The sequence below is a fragment of the Frateuria sp. sgz306004 genome, assembly GCF_057750885.1.
The window spans coordinates 1-16,749 of record NZ_JBYLFE010000014.1 but is presented as its reverse complement, the minus strand read 5'-3'; the positions used below and the strand labels follow the sequence as shown (position 1 = coordinate 16,749).

General features: G+C 64.1%; 15 protein-coding genes. 7 read left to right on the top strand and 8 right to left on the bottom strand.

Annotated features, from left to right (window positions below; genetic code table 11):
* Positions 1–150: 150 nt before the first annotated feature.
* From AC3G2C_RS19705 to radC, 3 genes are all read right to left on the bottom strand, one after another.
* Positions 151–903 (bottom strand): SPOR domain-containing protein, encoded by a 753-nt coding sequence (locus AC3G2C_RS19705; RefSeq protein WP_488386332.1) that lies wholly within the window; start codon positions 901–903, stop codon positions 151–153.
* Entirely contained in the window at positions 904–2,595 is a 1,692-nt protein-coding gene (gene argS / locus AC3G2C_RS19700; RefSeq protein ID WP_488386331.1) for an arginine--tRNA ligase, read from the bottom strand.
* A 487-nt stretch (positions 2,596–3,082) separates the two neighbouring features.
* Entirely contained in the window at positions 3,083–3,754 is a 672-nt protein-coding gene (radC, locus tag AC3G2C_RS19695) for a RadC family protein (RefSeq protein WP_488386330.1), read from the bottom strand.
* A gap of 181 nt (positions 3,755–3,935) precedes the next feature.
* On the opposite strand from radC, the gene coaBC reads away from it, so the two are divergent.
* The 3 genes from coaBC to AC3G2C_RS19680 all read left to right on the top strand — a co-directional run bounded on the left by coaBC (position 3,936) and on the right by AC3G2C_RS19680 (position 8,000).
* Positions 3,936–5,141 (top strand): bifunctional phosphopantothenoylcysteine decarboxylase/phosphopantothenate--cysteine ligase CoaBC, encoded by a 1,206-nt coding sequence (coaBC, locus tag AC3G2C_RS19690; protein WP_488386329.1) that lies wholly within the window; start codon positions 3,936–3,938, stop codon positions 5,139–5,141.
* Positions 5,138–5,593: a dUTP diphosphatase gene (gene dut, locus AC3G2C_RS19685; protein WP_488386328.1), complete on the top strand. Its 456-nt coding sequence runs from the start codon at positions 5,138–5,140 to the stop codon at positions 5,591–5,593. The genes coaBC and dut overlap by 4 nt, the downstream gene beginning before the upstream one ends.
* Before the next feature lie 67 nt (positions 5,594–5,660).
* On the top strand, positions 5,661–8,000 hold the full coding sequence (locus AC3G2C_RS19680) for a phosphomannomutase/phosphoglucomutase (protein ID WP_488386327.1): 2,340 nt from the start codon (positions 5,661–5,663) through the stop codon (positions 7,998–8,000).
* A gap of 57 nt (positions 8,001–8,057) precedes the next feature.
* Here AC3G2C_RS19680 and AC3G2C_RS19675 read toward each other — a convergent pair whose 3' ends face one another.
* The 3 genes from AC3G2C_RS19675 to AC3G2C_RS19665 all read right to left on the bottom strand — a co-directional run bounded on the left by AC3G2C_RS19675 (position 8,058) and on the right by AC3G2C_RS19665 (position 9,997).
* The gene (locus AC3G2C_RS19675; RefSeq protein ID WP_488386326.1) at positions 8,058–8,705 is read right to left on the bottom strand and encodes a DUF4124 domain-containing protein; all 648 of its coding nucleotides are present in this window, start codon (positions 8,703–8,705) and stop codon (positions 8,058–8,060) included.
* A gap of 120 nt (positions 8,706–8,825) precedes the next feature.
* The gene (gene pyrE / locus AC3G2C_RS19670) at positions 8,826–9,473 is read right to left on the bottom strand and encodes an orotate phosphoribosyltransferase (RefSeq protein WP_488386325.1); all 648 of its coding nucleotides are present in this window, start codon (positions 9,471–9,473) and stop codon (positions 8,826–8,828) included.
* A 26-nt stretch (positions 9,474–9,499) separates the two neighbouring features.
* Positions 9,500–9,997 (bottom strand): GNAT family N-acetyltransferase, encoded by a 498-nt coding sequence (locus tag AC3G2C_RS19665; RefSeq protein ID WP_488386324.1) that lies wholly within the window; start codon positions 9,995–9,997, stop codon positions 9,500–9,502.
* 34 nt (positions 9,998–10,031) lie between these two features.
* Between AC3G2C_RS19665 and AC3G2C_RS19660 the strand changes: the two genes are divergently transcribed.
* From AC3G2C_RS19660 to AC3G2C_RS19650, 3 genes are all read left to right on the top strand, one after another.
* Positions 10,032–10,802, top strand: coding sequence for an exodeoxyribonuclease III (locus AC3G2C_RS19660; protein WP_488386323.1), 771 nt, complete (start codon positions 10,032–10,034; stop codon positions 10,800–10,802).
* The gene (locus AC3G2C_RS19655) at positions 10,792–12,102 is read left to right on the top strand and encodes an AmpG family muropeptide MFS transporter (protein ID WP_488386322.1); all 1,311 of its coding nucleotides are present in this window, start codon (positions 10,792–10,794) and stop codon (positions 12,100–12,102) included. The genes AC3G2C_RS19660 and AC3G2C_RS19655 overlap by 11 nt, the downstream gene beginning before the upstream one ends.
* Before the next feature lie 99 nt (positions 12,103–12,201).
* Positions 12,202–12,504, top strand: coding sequence for a hypothetical protein (locus tag AC3G2C_RS19650; protein WP_488386321.1), 303 nt, complete (start codon positions 12,202–12,204; stop codon positions 12,502–12,504).
* Here the strand turns inward: AC3G2C_RS19650 and AC3G2C_RS19645 are convergent.
* Positions 12,501–13,619 carry an anhydro-N-acetylmuramic acid kinase gene (locus tag AC3G2C_RS19645; RefSeq protein ID WP_488386320.1) on the bottom strand — a complete coding sequence of 373 codons (1,119 nt, stop codon included), beginning with the start codon at positions 13,617–13,619 and terminating at the stop codon, positions 12,501–12,503. The genes AC3G2C_RS19650 and AC3G2C_RS19645 overlap by 4 nt on opposite strands.
* A gap of 14 nt (positions 13,620–13,633) precedes the next feature.
* Complete coding sequence (locus AC3G2C_RS19640; RefSeq protein WP_488386319.1) at positions 13,634–15,073, bottom strand: OapA family protein; 1,440 nt, start codon at positions 15,071–15,073, stop codon at positions 13,634–13,636.
* A gap of 183 nt (positions 15,074–15,256) precedes the next feature.
* Between AC3G2C_RS19640 and tyrS the strand changes: the two genes are divergently transcribed.
* Positions 15,257–16,468, top strand: coding sequence for a tyrosine--tRNA ligase (gene tyrS, locus AC3G2C_RS19635; RefSeq protein WP_488386318.1), 1,212 nt, complete (start codon positions 15,257–15,259; stop codon positions 16,466–16,468).
* Positions 16,469–16,749 lie beyond the last annotated feature (281 nt).

Genomic DNA, 16,749 nt, shown 5'->3' with positions numbered 1-16,749 from the left:
CGACTTCCGCCGTGCCGTCCAGCGTTTGATCTCTTCGTCCATCACGATGCTCATGGGTGTCTCCGTCTAAACGTAACACCTGAGCAGGAAATCACTGGGTCATTACACACGGCCCTTCTTGTTACTACCGATAGCCAGCAAATGCGGTGCTTACTTGCCTTCCTTCAGTGCGATGGCATTGATGCCGGCGGAGGCGAGGCGCTGCTTGGCCGATTCCAGTTCGGTGGCCGAATGGAATGGGCCAAGGCGCACGCGGTTGTAGGTTTGGCCGTTGACGTTCACCGGCGCCACGTTGGCGACGAAACCCTGCATGGCAAGCTTGGCCTTGAGCGTTTCGGCATCGGCCGGGCTCGGGAACGCGCCCACCTGCAGCAGATAACCGCCACCGCTGCTGGCGACTGGTGCCTGGGCCTTCACTGCCGATTCCGGTGCTGCCGTGACTGGCTCGCTGACAGCGGCAGGTGCAGCGGCCTGCTTGGCGGCGGCAGCCTGCTGCTGAGCCTGCTGTTGCGCAGCGGCTTGCGCGGCCTGCTGGGCCGCCTGCTGCTTCTGTTGCTGCTCGGCCTTGGCCTGTGCGCTGATCACCGCATCGGGAATGCGCACTTCCTTTTCCGACAGCACCGAGTAGAAGTCGTACTGCGGCTTCTTCGGTGCCGGCGTGCCGTTGTCGGTGGCCGAGGTGGATTCGTTGGCCGCCGCGCCTGCATCGCTGCCGCGCTGTGCGGTGGCTTGCGCATTGGGCTGCGGACCATCGCCGGCACGTGGCGTCATCGGCAGGTGGCCGCGCATGGCGAACATCAGCAATGCGCCGATGAGAATGCCGATGACGGCCCAACCCCAACCCGGCATGCCACCGCTGTTGTTGCGGACGGCCTGCCGACCTTTGCCCTTGCGTGCTGCCATTTACATCTTCTCCGGGGCACTGAGTCCCAGCAAATCCAAACCGTTGCGGATGACCTGGCGCGTGGCGAGCGCGAGCGTGATGCGCGCGTTGCGCAGTTCGGCGTCGTCCACGATCCACTTGTGCTCGTGATAGTAACTGTGCAGCGTGCCCGCGAGTTCACGCAGGTATTGGGCGATCAGGTGCGGTTCCAGATTGCTGGCGGCGGCTTCCACCACCTCCGGATAACGCGACAGCTCGGTGAACAGGGCCTGCTCATGCTCGCTGTCCAGGCGGCCCAGCTGGGCCACGCCCGCGGCGGTATCCACCGCCGGCAGGCCGCGCTCGGTCAGTTCTTCCAGCACGCGGCAGACGCGGGCATGGGCGTATTGGATGTAGTAGACCGGGTTGTCGTTGCTCTGCGAGCGGGCCAGGTCGATATCGAACACCAGCTGTGAATCGGCCTTGCGGGCGATCAGGAAGTAGCGCGTGGCGTCGCGGCCGGCCTCTTCGATCAGATCGCGCAGGGTGAGGTAGCTGCCGGCGCGCTTGGAGAGTTTCACCTCTTCGCCGCCGCGCATCACCGTCACCATCTGGTACAGCACGTAGTTCGGGTAGCCCTTGGGAATGCCCGTATCCAGCGCCTGCAGGCCGGCCTTCACGCGGGCCAGCGAACCGTGATGGTCAGAACCCAGTACGGTCACCGCGTTCACGTAACCGCGCTGCCACTTGGACAGGTGATACGCCACGTCGGGCACAAAATAGGTGTAGGTGCCGTCGGACTTGCGCATCACGCGGTCCTTGTCGTCACCGAAGTCGGTGGTGCGCAGCCACAGCGCGCCGCCTTCTTCATAGGTGTGGCCATGAGCGACCAGCTCGCGCACCGTCTCTTCCACCTTGCCGTCGCTGTAGAGCGAGGACTCGAGGTAGTAGGTGTCAAAGCCGACGCCGAAGGCGGCCAGGTCCAGGTTCTGCTCGCGGCGCAGGTAGGCCACCGCGAATTGGCGGATGGCTTCCAGGTCTTCGACGTTCTTGGCACCGGTGACCACGTGGCCTTCCACCTCCACGCTGTCGCCGTTGAGGTAGGCCAGGGCTACGTCGGCGATGTAGTCGCCACGGTAGCCGTCTTCCGGCCAGCCGGCATCGGCTGGAGTGAGGCCGCGCGCACGCGCCTGCACCGAGATGGCCAGGTTATGAATCTGCACGCCAGCGTCGTTGTAATAGTACTCGCGCTTGACCTTCCAGCCGGTGGCATCCAGCAGGCGCGCCAGGCAGTCGCCCAGCACCGCGTTGCGGCCGTGGCCCACGTGCAGCGGGCCGGTGGGGTTGGCCGAGACGAATTCCACGCCGGCCACCACGCCCTTGCCGCTGGCGCTGCGGCCGTAGGCGGTGCCTTCGCCCAGCATGCGGCTCACCTCGGCGTGATAAGCGCCAGGAGCCAGGAAAAAGTTGATGAAGCCCGGACCGGCGATGTCCACCTTGGCCACCAGGGCGTTGGCCGGTAGCGCGGCCACCAGCTTCTCGGCCAGTTCGCGCGGCTTGGCGCGCGCCGGCTTGGCCAGCAGCATGGCCGCGTTGGCCGCAAAGTCGCCGTGTTCGCGGCTGCGGGTGCGCTCGACCACGAAGTTCGGCACGTCGAGGTCGGCGGGCAGGGTGGAGTCGTTCTGCAGGGTACGGATAGCCTGCAGCAGCAGTTCGCGCAGCTGATCTTTCACGGTATGGGTCGGGCGACGATGGAACCCGCAATCCTAGCAGACAGAGGTGGGGACGGCCGCGTTTTCAAGGACTTCCCGGTGTGTTGCGTTGCGGGGACGAGCCTGTGGATAAGTCTGTGGGGAAGATACGTCGCTCGCGGGACTCGCAGGGCGCCGTTGGCCGTGAAACCTGCATGCAATGAAAAAATATCAATCTAAACAGTCAATTGCATGGCATATGTAACGGCGTGCGAACAAATGAGGTGGAACTCGCCGTCTCAGGCCAAATGTGCATAACTAGCGGCAGACGCCGCGCAACCCAGCACCTGCACAAACTGCCTTGGCGACGTCATGTCCCTGTCATGCCGCAGCGCCACACTTTCACTCGTTCCCCCGGCACCTCCCCGCCGTCGGGACGGGAGACTGCCGTTTCTCTTTCTCTCCCCACAAAACGGCCTGACGGCGCGGACCTCCCCCCGCGCCGTTGTTCTTTGTGGCAACGGTGGTCTCAAAGCATCCCTAACGCCGCCATCGACACCGGCTCACCGGCGCCAATCACCAAGTGATCGAGCACCCGCACATCCACCAGGCGCAGTGCGTCGCGCAGTTCGTGGGTGATCTCGCGGTCGGCGGGGCTAGGCTCGGCGACACCGGATGGATGGTTGTGCGCGAGGATGACGGCGGCGGCGTTGTGCTTGATACAGGCGCGCACCACTTCGCGCGGATGGATGCTGGCTTGGTCGATGGAGCCGCGGAACAACTCCTCGAACGCGATCACGCGATGGCGCGTGTCCAGGAACAGGCAGGCGAACACTTCGTAGGGCAGATGACGCAGGCGCGCGCGCAGGTAGGCACCGCTATCGCTGGGATTGCTCAGCGTCGTTCGCTCATGCAGTTGTTCGGCCAGCGAACGACGGGCCAGCTCCAGGGCGGCGATCAGACGCGCGCGCTTGGCTGGGCCGATGCCGCGTGACTGAAGATGCTGGGCTGGGTCGGCAAGCAGAGCGTGCAACCCGCCACTGGCGGTGAGCAACTCGCGCCCGAGGGTGATGGCGTCCTTGCCGGGGATGCCGCTGCCGAGAAGCACGGCGATCAGCTCGGCGTCGGATAGTGCGGCACAGCCCCGGGCAAGTAGCTTTTCGCGGGGGCGTTCCAGTTCGGGCCATTCACGGATGCTCATGCGGCTAGGATGGTCGGGTTCGGCGGCCGCGCCCAGGGTGGCGGGCCGGCGCATCGCGTCCGTTCAGCGAGTGGCTTGAGGTGAGGTGCTGGCGGCCGCGGGCCGGCGGTATCCGTCACCGAGCCATCCGGGGGATTCCGGTAAGCTACGCGCCCAACCGGTTGTCAGGCCCTGAAACACCATGAGTCTTGCCCAACGTCGCATCCTGCTGGGTGTGTCCGGCGGCATCGCCGCCTACAAATCCTGCGAGCTGGTCCGCCGCCTGCGCGACCTGGGCGCCGAGGTACGCGTGGTGATGACCGAAGGCGCCACCCACTTCGTCAGCGCCACCACCTTCCAGGCCCTATCGGGTCAGCCGGTGCGCGTGAGCCTGTGGGATGCCGAAGCTGAAGCCGCCATGGGCCATATCGAGCTGGCGCGTTGGGCCGAACGCATCCTGATCGCGCCGGCCAGCGCCGACCTGATCGCACGCTTGGCGCATGGCTTTGCCAATGATTTGCTGACCACGGTCTGCCTGGCCAGCGCCGCGCCGCTTTATGTGGCACCGGCCATGAACCAGCAGATGTGGGCGCACCCGGCGGTACAAGCCAACATCGACACCTTGCGCCAGCGTGGTGTGCACCTGCTTGGGCCCGCCTCGGGCGACCAGGCCTGCGGGGATATTGGCTCGGGCCGCATGCTGGAGCCGATGGAGCTGCGCGAAGCCATCGTGGCTTCTTTCGGTAACCCGGCACTGCGTGGCCTAAAGGTAGTGGTGAGCGCTGGCCCCACCTATGAAGACATCGACCCGGTGCGCTTTATCGGCAACCGCAGTTCCGGACGCATGGGCTTTGCCGTGGCCGAGGCGGCCGCGCAGGCCGGTGCGGAGGTCACCCTGGTGGCCGGTCCGGTGAGCCTGCCGACGCCGCCGGGCGTGCGGCGCCGCGTGGATGTGCGCAGCGCGGCCCAAATGCGCGATGCCGTGGTGGATGCGGCCGCGCAGGCCAACATCTATATCGCCGCAGCGGCGGTGGGCGACTACCGCCCCGCCGAAGTGGCCGATCACAAGCTCAAGAAGCAGGCGGGTGCCCCGTTGGAGCTACGCTTGAGTGAGAACCCCGACATACTCGCGACGCTCGCCGCGCAAACCGTGCGCCCATTCCTGGTCGGTTTTGCGGCGGAAACGCATGATGTGGAGCATTACGCGCGGGACAAGCTCCAGCGCAAAGGATTGGACATGATTGCCGCTAACCAAGTGGGCGGTGGCCTTGGCTTCGAGGCTGCCGACAACGCGCTTACGCTTTATTGGGCCGATGGCATCGCGGATCTTTCGCGCGCCTCCAAGACCGAACTCGCGCATCAGTTGGTCGCCAAGGTGGCCGAACGCTACCGGGCGGTGCGCGGATGATCGATGTCGAACTGAAGCTCCTCGACCCGCGACTGGGCGATAGCATCCCCCTGCCAGAGGCCGCCACGACTGGCAGCGCAGGCATGGACTTGCGCGCCGCCATTGAGGCCCCGCTGACCATCGCGCCGGGCGACAGCGTGCTGGTGCCCAGCGGCATGGCGATTCATATTGGCGACCCGGGCTGGTGCGCATTGATCGTGCCGCGCTCGGGCCTTGGCCATAAGCATGGCTTGGTGATGGGCAATCTGGTCGGTGTGATCGACGCGGATTACCAGGGACCGTTGATGATTTCGTGCTGGAACCGTGGCAGCCAGCCCTACACCATCGCGGTGGGCGATCGCATTGCCCAGCTGTTGCTGGTGCCGGTGGCGCAGGCGCGGCTGAAGGTGGTTTCGGAGTTTGCGCCGTCGCAACGGGGCGAAGGCGGGTTCGGTTCGACTGGGGTCAACTAGATGTGTTGCGCGAGCGGGGAGCTGCGGTAATGCGCGCGTGGCCGTATCACCTGTGCGGGGACAGGGCATGGCGAAGAATGGCGTGAGCGGGCGACTGCCTGCGGTGAATATCGACGGACGAGCCCTCTTGCCCCTGGTGGCGGGCACCTTGCTGCTGTTGGGCGGTTTGTTCTGCCTCTGGCAGACCTGGCAGATCGCCGATGAAAGCAGCGCGGCGGAACGTGTCCATGCAGCGCAGCAGCAGGCGACCAAAGCGCTGGCGGCAGAGATCGCTACACAGCGAGGCGCCGTGGAGCGCGAGGTGAACAGCATCGATCCCGCCCAGATTGCTGCCGATCCCGTGCAGGCAGCGGCGATGGTGCGCCAGCGGGTTCCGCACGCTTTGGCGGTGGAGTTCTACAGCGGCACGCTCGATGAGGTGCTGCACGCCAACTACCGTACCTTTGGCTACGGCAAGGCCGCTCAATTGCTGGCGGCGCAAACCGCCGATGGCAAGCCGCCCGTGCAAACCGTGCCCGATGGTCATGGCGGTCGCGTGCTGAGCTTGGTATTGCCGGTGGGCTCAACCGCTCGCCCCAATGCCTGGGCGTGGGTGGCGTTGCCGTTCGAGCCGCTGCAGCAGCGCTTCGAGGCAATTGATCCCGCTGGCGGGCGCCTGGAACTGCGTCAGGGCGATGATCGAGGCGACTTGCGCCTGCTCGCCAAGGGTTCGCTGTCTGCCGTGAGTGAGTTGAACGGTACGCCAGTACCGGGCAGCAGCTTGAACGTGGTGGCCGCGCCGCCTACGGCCTACATCGTGCTGCCCAAGGTGTGGCCGGTGACGAGTCTGCTTGGCCTGTTGTGCCTGGCTGGCGGTGGGTATTTGTTCTGGCTGCGCGGTCATCCGCGTGGTCCGCGTATTGCTGATGTTGAGGATGCTTCATTGTCGGACCTGATCGATCAAACCGCCGCGCCGGCCCCGGCCGCCCCGGCACCTCGCCTTGCCTCGCCCGCCCCAGCGCCCGCCACCGCTGCACCAGCGCCGGTGGCTGTGGATCAGACTATTTTCCGTGCGTACGACGTGCGTGGTGTGGTGGGCAAATCGCTCACCAAGGATGTGGCCCGTCTTCTTGGCCAATCCATCGGCACGGTGATGCGCGAGAAGGGACTTCGCGAGATCGTGGTGGGCCGAGATGGGCGACTGTCGGGTCCCGAGCTTGCTGGTGCGCTTTCAGACGGTTTGCGCGAAGCGGGGATCGATGTGATCGACCTGGGTGGGGCGCCCACGCCGGTCGTTTACTACGCCGCATATCGCTTCAATACGGGGTGCGGCGTCGCTGTAACGGGTAGCCACAACCCGCCCGACTACAACGGCTTCAAGATCGTGGTGGGTGGCGAAACCCTGTCCGAAGGCGCTATCCAGGATCTCTACCAGCGCATTGTCGACAACCGCCTTGAACGTGGCGGCAAGGGCAACCTGCGTCATGTGGATGTGCTGCCCGATTACGTGGAGCGCATTACCTCCGACGTGCAGGCCGAGCGGCGCCTCAAGGTGGTGGTCGATTGCGGCAACGGCATTCCTGGCGTGGTGGCGCCGCAGGTGCTGGAAGGTATTGGTTGCGAGGTCGTGCCACTCTATTGCGATGTGGATGGCACGTTCCCTAACCATCACCCCGACCCCTCTGACCCGCATAACCTGGAAGACCTGATCTTCGCTGTGAAGCAGACCGGCGCCGATATTGGCTTGGCCTTTGATGGTGACGGCGATCGTCTGGGCGTGGTGACCAAGGACGGCGAGATTGTGTTCCCGGATCGCACCCTGATGCTGTTCGCGCGCGACGTGCTGTCGCGCCAACCGGGCGCCACCATCATTTACGACGTGAAGTGCACGGGCCATCTCAAGGGGCAGATTCTGGATGCCGGCGGCAGCCCGCTGATGTGGCGCACTGGGCATTCGCTGATCAAGGCCAAGATGCGTGACACCGGCGCGGAACTGGCCGGCGAGATGAGTGGGCACTTCTTCTTCAAGGAGCGCTGGTACGGCTTCGACGACGGCATTTATGCCGCTGCTCGTTTGATGGAGATCCTCGCGGGCGATCTGGAGGAGCGTACCCCGGAAGAAATTTTCGCCACCTGCCCCAAGGGCGTGTCCACGCCCGAGCTCAAGGTGGAGATGACCGAGGGCGCGCACTATCGCTTCATGGAGAAATTCCGGCAGGCGGCGAACCTTGGCGATGCCACGCTCACCACCATCGATGGCGTGCGCGCCGATTGGCCCGATGGCTGGGGGTTGGTGCGCCCCTCCAATACCACTCCCGTGCTCGTGTTGCGTTTCGATGCGGACAACGCCTCGGCGTTGGCGCGCATCCAGCAGCTATTCCGTGAGCAGATGCTGGCGGTCGATCCGTCGCTCAAACTACCGTTTTGAACACAAGAGGCCCCGGCATGACCGGGGCCTCTGAATAGCCTTGTGTAAGTTACTGGCTCAGCCGCTGGGCTGTCCCTTCGCTTGAGCGGCCTTCAAGTCACGGTAGTGCTGTAGATCCTGCACGTTCTTCTTCTCGGCGGCATCGCGCGCTGCCTGCTGGCGGTCGAGCAGGGCGCGCTGGTGGGTCACCACGTCGCGCTGCTGGGCGATGTTGTCGTTGAGGAACTTGGGCACCGGCTGCTTGGCGCGTTCCATGTCACCGGCGCGGGTCAGCAGATCCGTCAGCGCCTTTTCCTGGCTGGCCAGGTTGATCTTGGTGGTGTGGATCTGCTGGTCGATGTTGTCCAGGCTCTGCTGCAGCGAAATGCGGTACGCCTCCTCATTGGGGTAGGCGGTGAGCAACTGGTTGTCCTGGCGCTGGCGCTCTTGCAGCGCACGCTGTTGCGCGGCTTGCTGGTCGGCGACCTTTTGGGCGGCGGCGCGTTCTTCGGGCGTGAGCTGGCGGTCAACATGCTGTACCACCAGGCCGCTGTCGTTCACCAGGTCGTAACCGTACTTCAGTGCATCCGCCGTGAGGCTGTCGCTGTAATGCGGCAAGCCTGCGGCATCCTTCCAGCGGTAGCGGTAGCCGGTGCCTTTCTGTGCTTGCACCTGTGCGCCGATGGTCAGCGCGAGCAGCGCCATGGCAAAAACGGTTTTACGCATGCGAATCCCCCTTGTCGGCGGAGTATAGCCAGCGGCAGGGCAACATCCGCGACAGTGCCACGGTGCGGATGTTGTCGATGTGATCGCCATCGCCCGTTGCCGGGCGCAGTGGCCTGTCGTTCAGTGATTCACGCCGTACTGCTGGCGATAGGCCAGTAGCCGCGCGTGCTCCTGAGCCAGCTCCGGGCGCTCGCCGGCATAGGCCAGCACATCGGCCAGGCCGGTGATGGCGATCACCGGAATGCCAAACTCCTTGGTCACTTCCTGGGCCGCCGACAGTTCACCCTGGCCGCGCTCCTGGCGGTCCAGCGCAATCAGCACACCCGCCGGCGTGGCGCCCTGGGCGCGAATCAGCGCCAGCGACTCGCGAACCGCCGTGCCGGCAGTCATCACGTCATCAACGATCAGCACGCGGCCCTTGAGCGGTGCACCCACGAGCACGCCACCTTCACCGTGGTCCTTGGCCTCCTTGCGGTTGTATGCCCAGGGCAGGTCGCGGCCGTGCTGGTCGGCCAACGCGATGGCTGTGGCAGCCGCCAGGGCGATGCCCTTGTAGGCCGGGCCAAACAGCATGTCCACGCCGATGCCCGAATTCACCACGGCGGCGGCGTAAGCGCGGCCCAGTTGGGCCAGCGCGGCACCCGAGTCGATGCGCCCCATATTGAAAAAGTACGGGCTCTGGCGGCCGGACTTGAGCGTGAAGTCGCCAAAGCGCAGCACGTCGCGCTGTAGGGTGAGTTCGATGAAATCGCGCTGGTAGTCGTGCACGGCTGAATTCTCTTGAGCAAGGGTGATCAGGGAGCGATGGCGCGCAGCAGCAGGTGTTGCGGCCCGGCAGGTCCGCCATGGTACAGCTCGCCGGTGTCGACAAAGCCGGCCCGGCGGTACAAAGCAATGGCCGCGGTGTTGCGCACGTTCACGGTCAGCGCAAGGTCCCGTGCCTGCGGATAACGGGCTGCGAGGTCCGCCAGCAGTACAAGCAGCGCTTGCAGACCCAGGCCGCGACCTTGCCAACGATGGTCGATGAAAAAAGCCCGCAAGCCCAGCGTGGGGCGCGCGAAATCCCGATTGGCGATGCCGCCCGGGTGCGTTTCGAGCCGATAGAAGCCAATCGGCGTCTCGCCAAGCAGAATCGCCATGGCCTCGCTGCCGAGGCAATGCGCGATGTCGGCCAGTTGATCGGCTACCGGACCGACGAAGGCGCGTTGCCCATCGGCCACGCCAAGGGTCAGCAGGGCAGGGCGCCAGGCGGGCCGCACCGGCGCGACGCGGATAGCGGGGGCGTCGGACATGGTTGGTATGATGGCGCATCACCTGGGAGTTCGCATGCGCATCATCAGCCTCAACGCCAATGGAATTCGCTCCGCCGCCACCAAAGGTGTGTTCGAGTGGTTGCGCCAGCAAAAGGCCGACGTGGTCTGCCTGCAGGAAACCAAGGCGCAAGAGGATCAGCTCACCGACGCCATGTTCCGCCCCGATGGCCACCATTGTTTTTACCGCGACGCCACCAGCAAAAAGGGCTACAGCGGCGTGGCCATCTACGCCAAGCGCGAGCCGGACGAGGTGCTCACCGAACTGGGATGGGCGCCGTTCGACAACGAAGGCCGCTACATCGAGGCACGCTTCGGCAATCTCAGCGTGGTGTCGCTGTATGTGCCCTCGGGCTCCTCCGGCGAGGAGCGCCAGCAGTTCAAGTTCGAGGTGATGGACTGGCTCTCGCCGATCTTCGCCAAATGGGCCAAGAGCGGTCGCGACTACGTGCTGTGCGGCGACTGGAACATCGTGCGCAGCGAGCTAGACATCAAGAACTGGAAATCCAACCAAAAGAACTCCGGTTGCCTGCCGCAGGAGCGCTCCTGGCTGAACGACCTGGTCGACAAGCACGGCTGGGTAGACAGCTACCGAACCCTGCATCCCACCGGCCAGGACTACACCTGGTGGTCCAACCGCGGCAACGCCCGCGCCAATGACGTGGGTTGGCGCATCGACTACCAGATTGTCACGCCGTCGCTGCGCGAGCGCCTGAAGCGCTGCTCGGTCTATCGCGACCAACGCTTCTCCGACCACGCGCCGTTTACGGTCGACTATGCCGACTGAGGTGGGCACGCCGGCAACGCGCAAGCCGTCGGTCTGGCGCTCGTTCACGGAGCCATCGGCGTGGACAATGTGCCTGCTGGGCTTTTCCTCCGGGCTACCGTTCCTACTGGTGTCTGTCACGCTATCGCTGTGGCTCAAGGAAAATGGCATCGCGCTGAAGAGCGTCACGATGATCGCGAGCGCAGGCATGAGCTATGCGCTCAAGTTCCTGTGGGCTCCCCTTCTCGATCATTGGAAGTTGCCGCTGTTCACGCGCTTGGGCTTGCGCCGCGGCTGGCTGCTGTTTGCGCAAATCGGTGTGCTGGGTGGTTTGCTGCTGATGGCATTGTTTACCCCTAAACAGCTGCAGCCTTTTGTGCTGGCAACACTGTTGGTGGCGTTCATGGGGGCGACCCAGGACATCGCCATTGATGCGTACCGCATCGAAATCGCGCCACCCTCCGCGCAAGGTGCCCTGGTCGCAACGTATGCGCTGGGCTATCGATTAGGGCTACTGCTTGCTGGCGCGGTGGCGCTGATTCTGGCCGATCACATCCCCTGGTCCTGGATTTATGTGGCCATGGCGGCCGCGATGGTGGTGCCCATCATCACCACGTTGGTCATGCGCGAACCGGCGATAGTCCGCACGACGCCACCGAGTTGGCGCATGGCGATGCGTGACAGCGTAATCGACCCATTTGCTGATTTCTTCCGGCGGTACGGGTGGGTCATCGCGGGGCTCACGCTGCTGTTCATCCTGATCTTCAAGCTGCCCGAGCAGTCCATCGGAACCATCTTCAACCCATTCATGCGTGACATGGGCTTCAGCAAGACCGAGATCGGCGCGGTAACCAAGATCTACGGTGTATGGATTGGCATTGCCGGTGCGTTCGTGGGCGGCGCGGCGGTGGCACGCTGGGGAGCCTGGCGCACCTTGGGCGTGGCGATTGTGCTCGGCGCTTGCAGCAATCTGCTTTATCTCCTGTTGCTGCAGCGGCAGGGCAGTCTTGCCATGTTGACGCTGGCCATCTCAGGACAGAACTTTGCCGAAGGCCTGCTGGGGCCACCAACGGTGGCTTTTCTTTCCCTGTTGGTGAACCGGCAGCACACGGCCACGCAATATGCGCTGTTGAGCTCGCTGGTGAACCTTCCCGGCAAGGTATTGGGGTTCTTTGCGGGCGGTCTCGTCGCGGTCATCGGCTATGGCGGGTACTTCGCCATCACGGTGATCTCGGTGTTACCAGCCATGCTGCTGTTCGCGGCTCTGTGGCCACGATTCGGTCGTGACCGCCCTGACGAGAAAGCCGGCTCAGGCACGTGAACGCCCGGTGAGAATCAGCCAAGCGGTCGATATTCTCGCGACCGCTGCTGTGCCAAGATCCTTTCCACAGGGGGATTGTGATCGTGGGAGGGAGCGTCCGTGCCGGACCTCGTCATACGCCATATCGACAATCTCATGGCCGAACGCATCAAGGCGTTGGCCAAGGAGCGTCAGTGGTCCATCAATGACGTAGTGCTGCATGCGCTGCGCCACGGTTTAGGCATGGCCTCGACCAACCTGTTCGCCGAAACCATGCTCGACCCGGGTGAACTCACCACATTGGCCGGGCAATGGGACGCCAAGGAAAAGGCCGTGTTTCAGGAGGCCGTGCAAGCGCTGTCGCGCACACCCGCCACTCAGTTGGCACCCGGCAATCTGGTGCTGGGCGACGAAGAGCGCTAACGAGGCGCGGGATACACCGCGCCCAGCACACGCGGCCCGCGCGCGCCGGTTACTGCCGGCAAGTTGCCCGGCAACCCCAGCAGCCGTTGACGCGCCAGCCAGGCAAAGGCCGTGGCTTCCAGGTAATCCGCATCTACGCCGTGCGCGCTGGTGGTGCTGAGCACGCACGGGGCGATCTGCCGCTCCAGGCATAACATCAACGTGCGGTTATGCACGCCACCACCGCAGGCCAGCACATCGCTGGCATCTGGGGCATACCGGGCAATCGCCTCGGCCACGCTACGCGCGGACAGCTCTAGCAAAGTGGCTTGCACGTCGGCGGGTGCCAACACGGCTACGCGCGGGTGGGCGTCAAGCCAGGCGAGGTGGAAATGCTCGCGACCGGTGCTCTTGGGCGCGGGCAGAGCGAAATAGCTGTCGGCCAGCAGTGACGCCAGCAGATCCACATCCACGGTTCCTTCCGCGGCAAAGGCACCGTCCCGGTCGAAGGCGGTGCCGCGATGGCGCAGGCACCAGGCATCCATCAACCCGTTGGCCGGGCCAGTGTCGAAGCCGAACACGCGTCCATCCGCAGCCAACACAGTGATGTTGGCGATGCCGCCCAGGTTGAGCACCACGCGGGTGCGGCCAGGGCGGGACAGCAGCATGGCGTGGACGGCGGGCAGCAAGGGCGCGCCCTGGCCACCTGCGGCGACGTCGGCACGGCGGAAATCGGCCACCACGTCGATGCCGCAGCGTTCGGCGATCACCGATGGATCGCCCACCTGCAACGTAAAGGGGTACTCACCCGTGGGGCGATGGCGGAGCGTCTGGCCATGCGACCCGATTGCCCGCACGTTGGCGCGATCGTGCGCATTGCGGGCCAGTAATGCCTCGGCCGCATCCGCGAAGCAGTGGCCGATAGCCACATCCAGCCGGCCGTAGGCGTCCAGGTCCAGCCGGGTTTCATCCTGGGCTACGGCGAGGATGCGCGCCCGCAGCGCGTCTGGCCACGGATGGGCGATGGCGTCGACCAGGTGGGGCACGTCCTGCTCGAAGCGCACCAGCGCGGCATCAATGCCGTCGGCGCTGGTGCCGGAGATCAGGCCAAGGTAAAGCGCGTTGGCGTCATTCACGCGTAGGGCAGGGCTCAATCGTCGGTGCGGCCACGGCTGCTGGCGCGAGCCAGCTTGATGTTCGCATCCAGGGTCTTCAGGCGGGCCAACTGCGGTTGCACCACCTGTGCGCGGAATTTGGCCAGCTGAACGGCCGGCAGCGGCTCGGGCTTGGGCAACGTCACCGACATCGGGTCGCGCTGCACATTATTGACGCGGAATTCGTAGTGCAGGTGCGGGCCGGTAGCCAGGCCGGTCATGCCGACATAGCCAATCACCGTGCCCTGGCTTACGCGCTGCCCGATCTTCTCCGGGCCGAACTTGGACATATGGCCGTAAGCCGTGCTGATGCTGCCGTTGTGCTGGATGATCACGAAGTTGCCGTAGCCATTCATCCAGCCCTTGAACTTGACCACACCATCGCCAGCCGCGTGGATCGGCGTGCCCGTGGGCGCGGCGTAATCCACGCCCTTGTGGGCGCGCATCAGGCCCAGCACCGGGTGCATGCGCGCGGCGCTGAACTGCGAGGAGATGCGGGTAAAGTCCACCGGAATGCGCAGGAAGGACTTCTGAATCGGGCGACCGTCCTCGCTGAACCAGCCGTAGCTGCCGTCGTCCTTCTTGAAGCGGTAGGCGGTGTAACGCTCGCCCTGGTTAACGAACTCCGCCGCCACGATGTCGCCCTCATGCAGATAGGCGCCGTCGCGATACACGTCGTCGTAGATCACCGTGAAGCTGTCGCCTTCGCGCAGGTCCTGCACAAAGTCGATGTCATATTTAAAGAGTTCGGCCAGCTTGAGCACCATCTGGTTGCTCATGCCGGCCTTGGAGCCGGCGGCGAACAGCGAGCTGTCGATAACACCATGCGCTACGTGTTCGCGGCGCTCCACTTCGCGGGCCTGCGCCGTAACGGTGGCTTTATCGCCATCGAAGCGCATGATCGCGCGGTTGGATTCGTCCTTGTCGAAGCGAATGCCCTTGAGGCCACCATCGCTATCCAGCAGGAAATCGAACTCCTGGCCGGGACGAATGCTGTGCAACGCCTTGCTGTCCCCAGCTTGGTCCAACACATTCTGCAGGTCAGTCAGGCTCAGGCCCTGGCCCTGGAACAGATCCGCCAGGGTCTGGCCCGGTTGTACCTGCACGATGTGCCAATCTTCGACCGTCGGCGCCTGGGCCACTTCGGGAGCGGCCTTGGGCAGGGCCAGCGGCAGCATGGCGTGCGCGGTGGGAAGGGTGTCCGGGCGCATCGCACTGGCCCAGGCGGGGATGAGAAAGCCGGAAACGGCGGTAATCAGCAGGGCCGTGCCTGCAAGCATCCAGCGCTCGCGGTGCCAACGGATCGGCTCCGCCTCACCGTGACAACCAAACGACCAATGGGCGCAGCGTTCATAGAAGTGAGAGTGGCGTCGCTGCGCCTTGCGGCGCATGGCCAATTTGCGCGCTGAACGCGCGGTCTCATTTCTCTCGCCCATGCCCGGTGTTCCCCAGGTACCAAATTTCTAATTGGCGCGTACCATAGCGGCCCTGTGCAAAGTGCGTCAACGCCTTTTCCATCAATGGGTTGCACGCACCTTGGGGTTAACACACAATTAACGGAAACGGCCGTGAAGCTATGATTTACGGTTACGCCCAGACAACGAAAATTTGAGGAATGCATGAACGAGCTTGAGCAGGCGCTGGCCACCATCGCGCGCGGCGCCGACGAAATCATCAAGCAGGAGGAGTTGGTCGAGCGTCTCAAGCTCGGGCGCCCTCTGCGCATCAAGGCGGGCTTCGATCCGACCGCACCGGACCTGCATCTGGGTCACACGGTGCTGCTCAACAAGATGCGTCAGTTCCAGGATCTGGGCCACCAGGTGATTTTCCTCATCGGCGACTTCACCGGCATGATCGGTGATCCGACAGGCAAAAACGTCACGCGCAAGCCGCTCACCCGCGAAGACGTGCTGGCCAACGCCGAGACCTATGCCGAACAGGTCTATAAGGTGCTGGACAAGGAGCGCACCGAGCTGCGCTTCAATTCCGAGTGGTTTGGCCAGATGACCGCCGCCGACATGATCAAGCTCGCCGCACAGCACACCGTGGCGCGCATGCTCGAGCGCGATGACTTCTCCAAGCGCTTCGCCGGCCAGCAGCCCATCGCCATCCACGAGTTCCTCTATCCGCTGGTGCAGGGTTATGACTCCGTGGCGCTCAAGTGCGACGTTGAGCTCGGCGGCACCGACCAGAAGTTCAACCTGCTGATGGGCCGCGCCCTGCAGGAGCATCACGGCCAGCCCGCGCAGATCGTGCTCACCATGCCGTTGCTGGAAGGCCTGGACGGCGTCAACAAGATGTCCAAGTCACTGGGTAACTACATAGGTATCAATGAGCCCGCCATCGACATCGTCACCAAGACCATGAAGATTGGTGACGACCTCATGTGGCGCTGGTTCGAGCTGCTGAGCTTTGAAACCTCGTTGGCCGACATCGAGCGCATGAAGGGAGAGATCGCCAGCGGCGCGCTCAATCCGCGCGATGCCAAGCTAAAGCTCGCCCGCGAACTGGCGACGCGCTTCCACGATGCAGCCGCAGCAGAGCAGGCCATTGCCGGTTGGCATGCGGTGGTGCGTGGCGAAGGCGACACCAGCCTGTTGCCACTCACGGAAATCGCCGTGCCTGCAGAAGGCCTGCGTCTTGCCGCACTACTGACGGCAGCGGGCCTCACGCCCAGCAATGCCGAAGCCAACCGCAAACTCAAAGAGCGTGCAGTGCGCATCGACGCGGAAGTCGTGGAGGACGCGCAGCGCGTATTTGCACCTGGATTCGAGGGCGTTCTGCAGATCGGCAAGCGCAATTTCGCGCGCGTGTTGTTGACCCAGGCGTGAGCAAATCGCGACGGCGCAACGTCGTCGCGACGCATCCTGAAAAAAGTTTTGCGTGAGAACAGCGGCTTACGCGAAATGTGAAAAATAATTGAAAAAAACGCTTGCCAAGGGAGGGGTGCCTCCCTAGTATTCGCCACCCCGCCGCTGACAACGTCAACCGACGGCAACAACGACAGCAAAAATTATTTCGCTGAAGGTGTTGACGGACAGGAAAAACGATGTAAGATGAGCGGCTCACTCGGAACGAAATGTTCCGAAGCGGAAACGGAAACGTTCTGCAA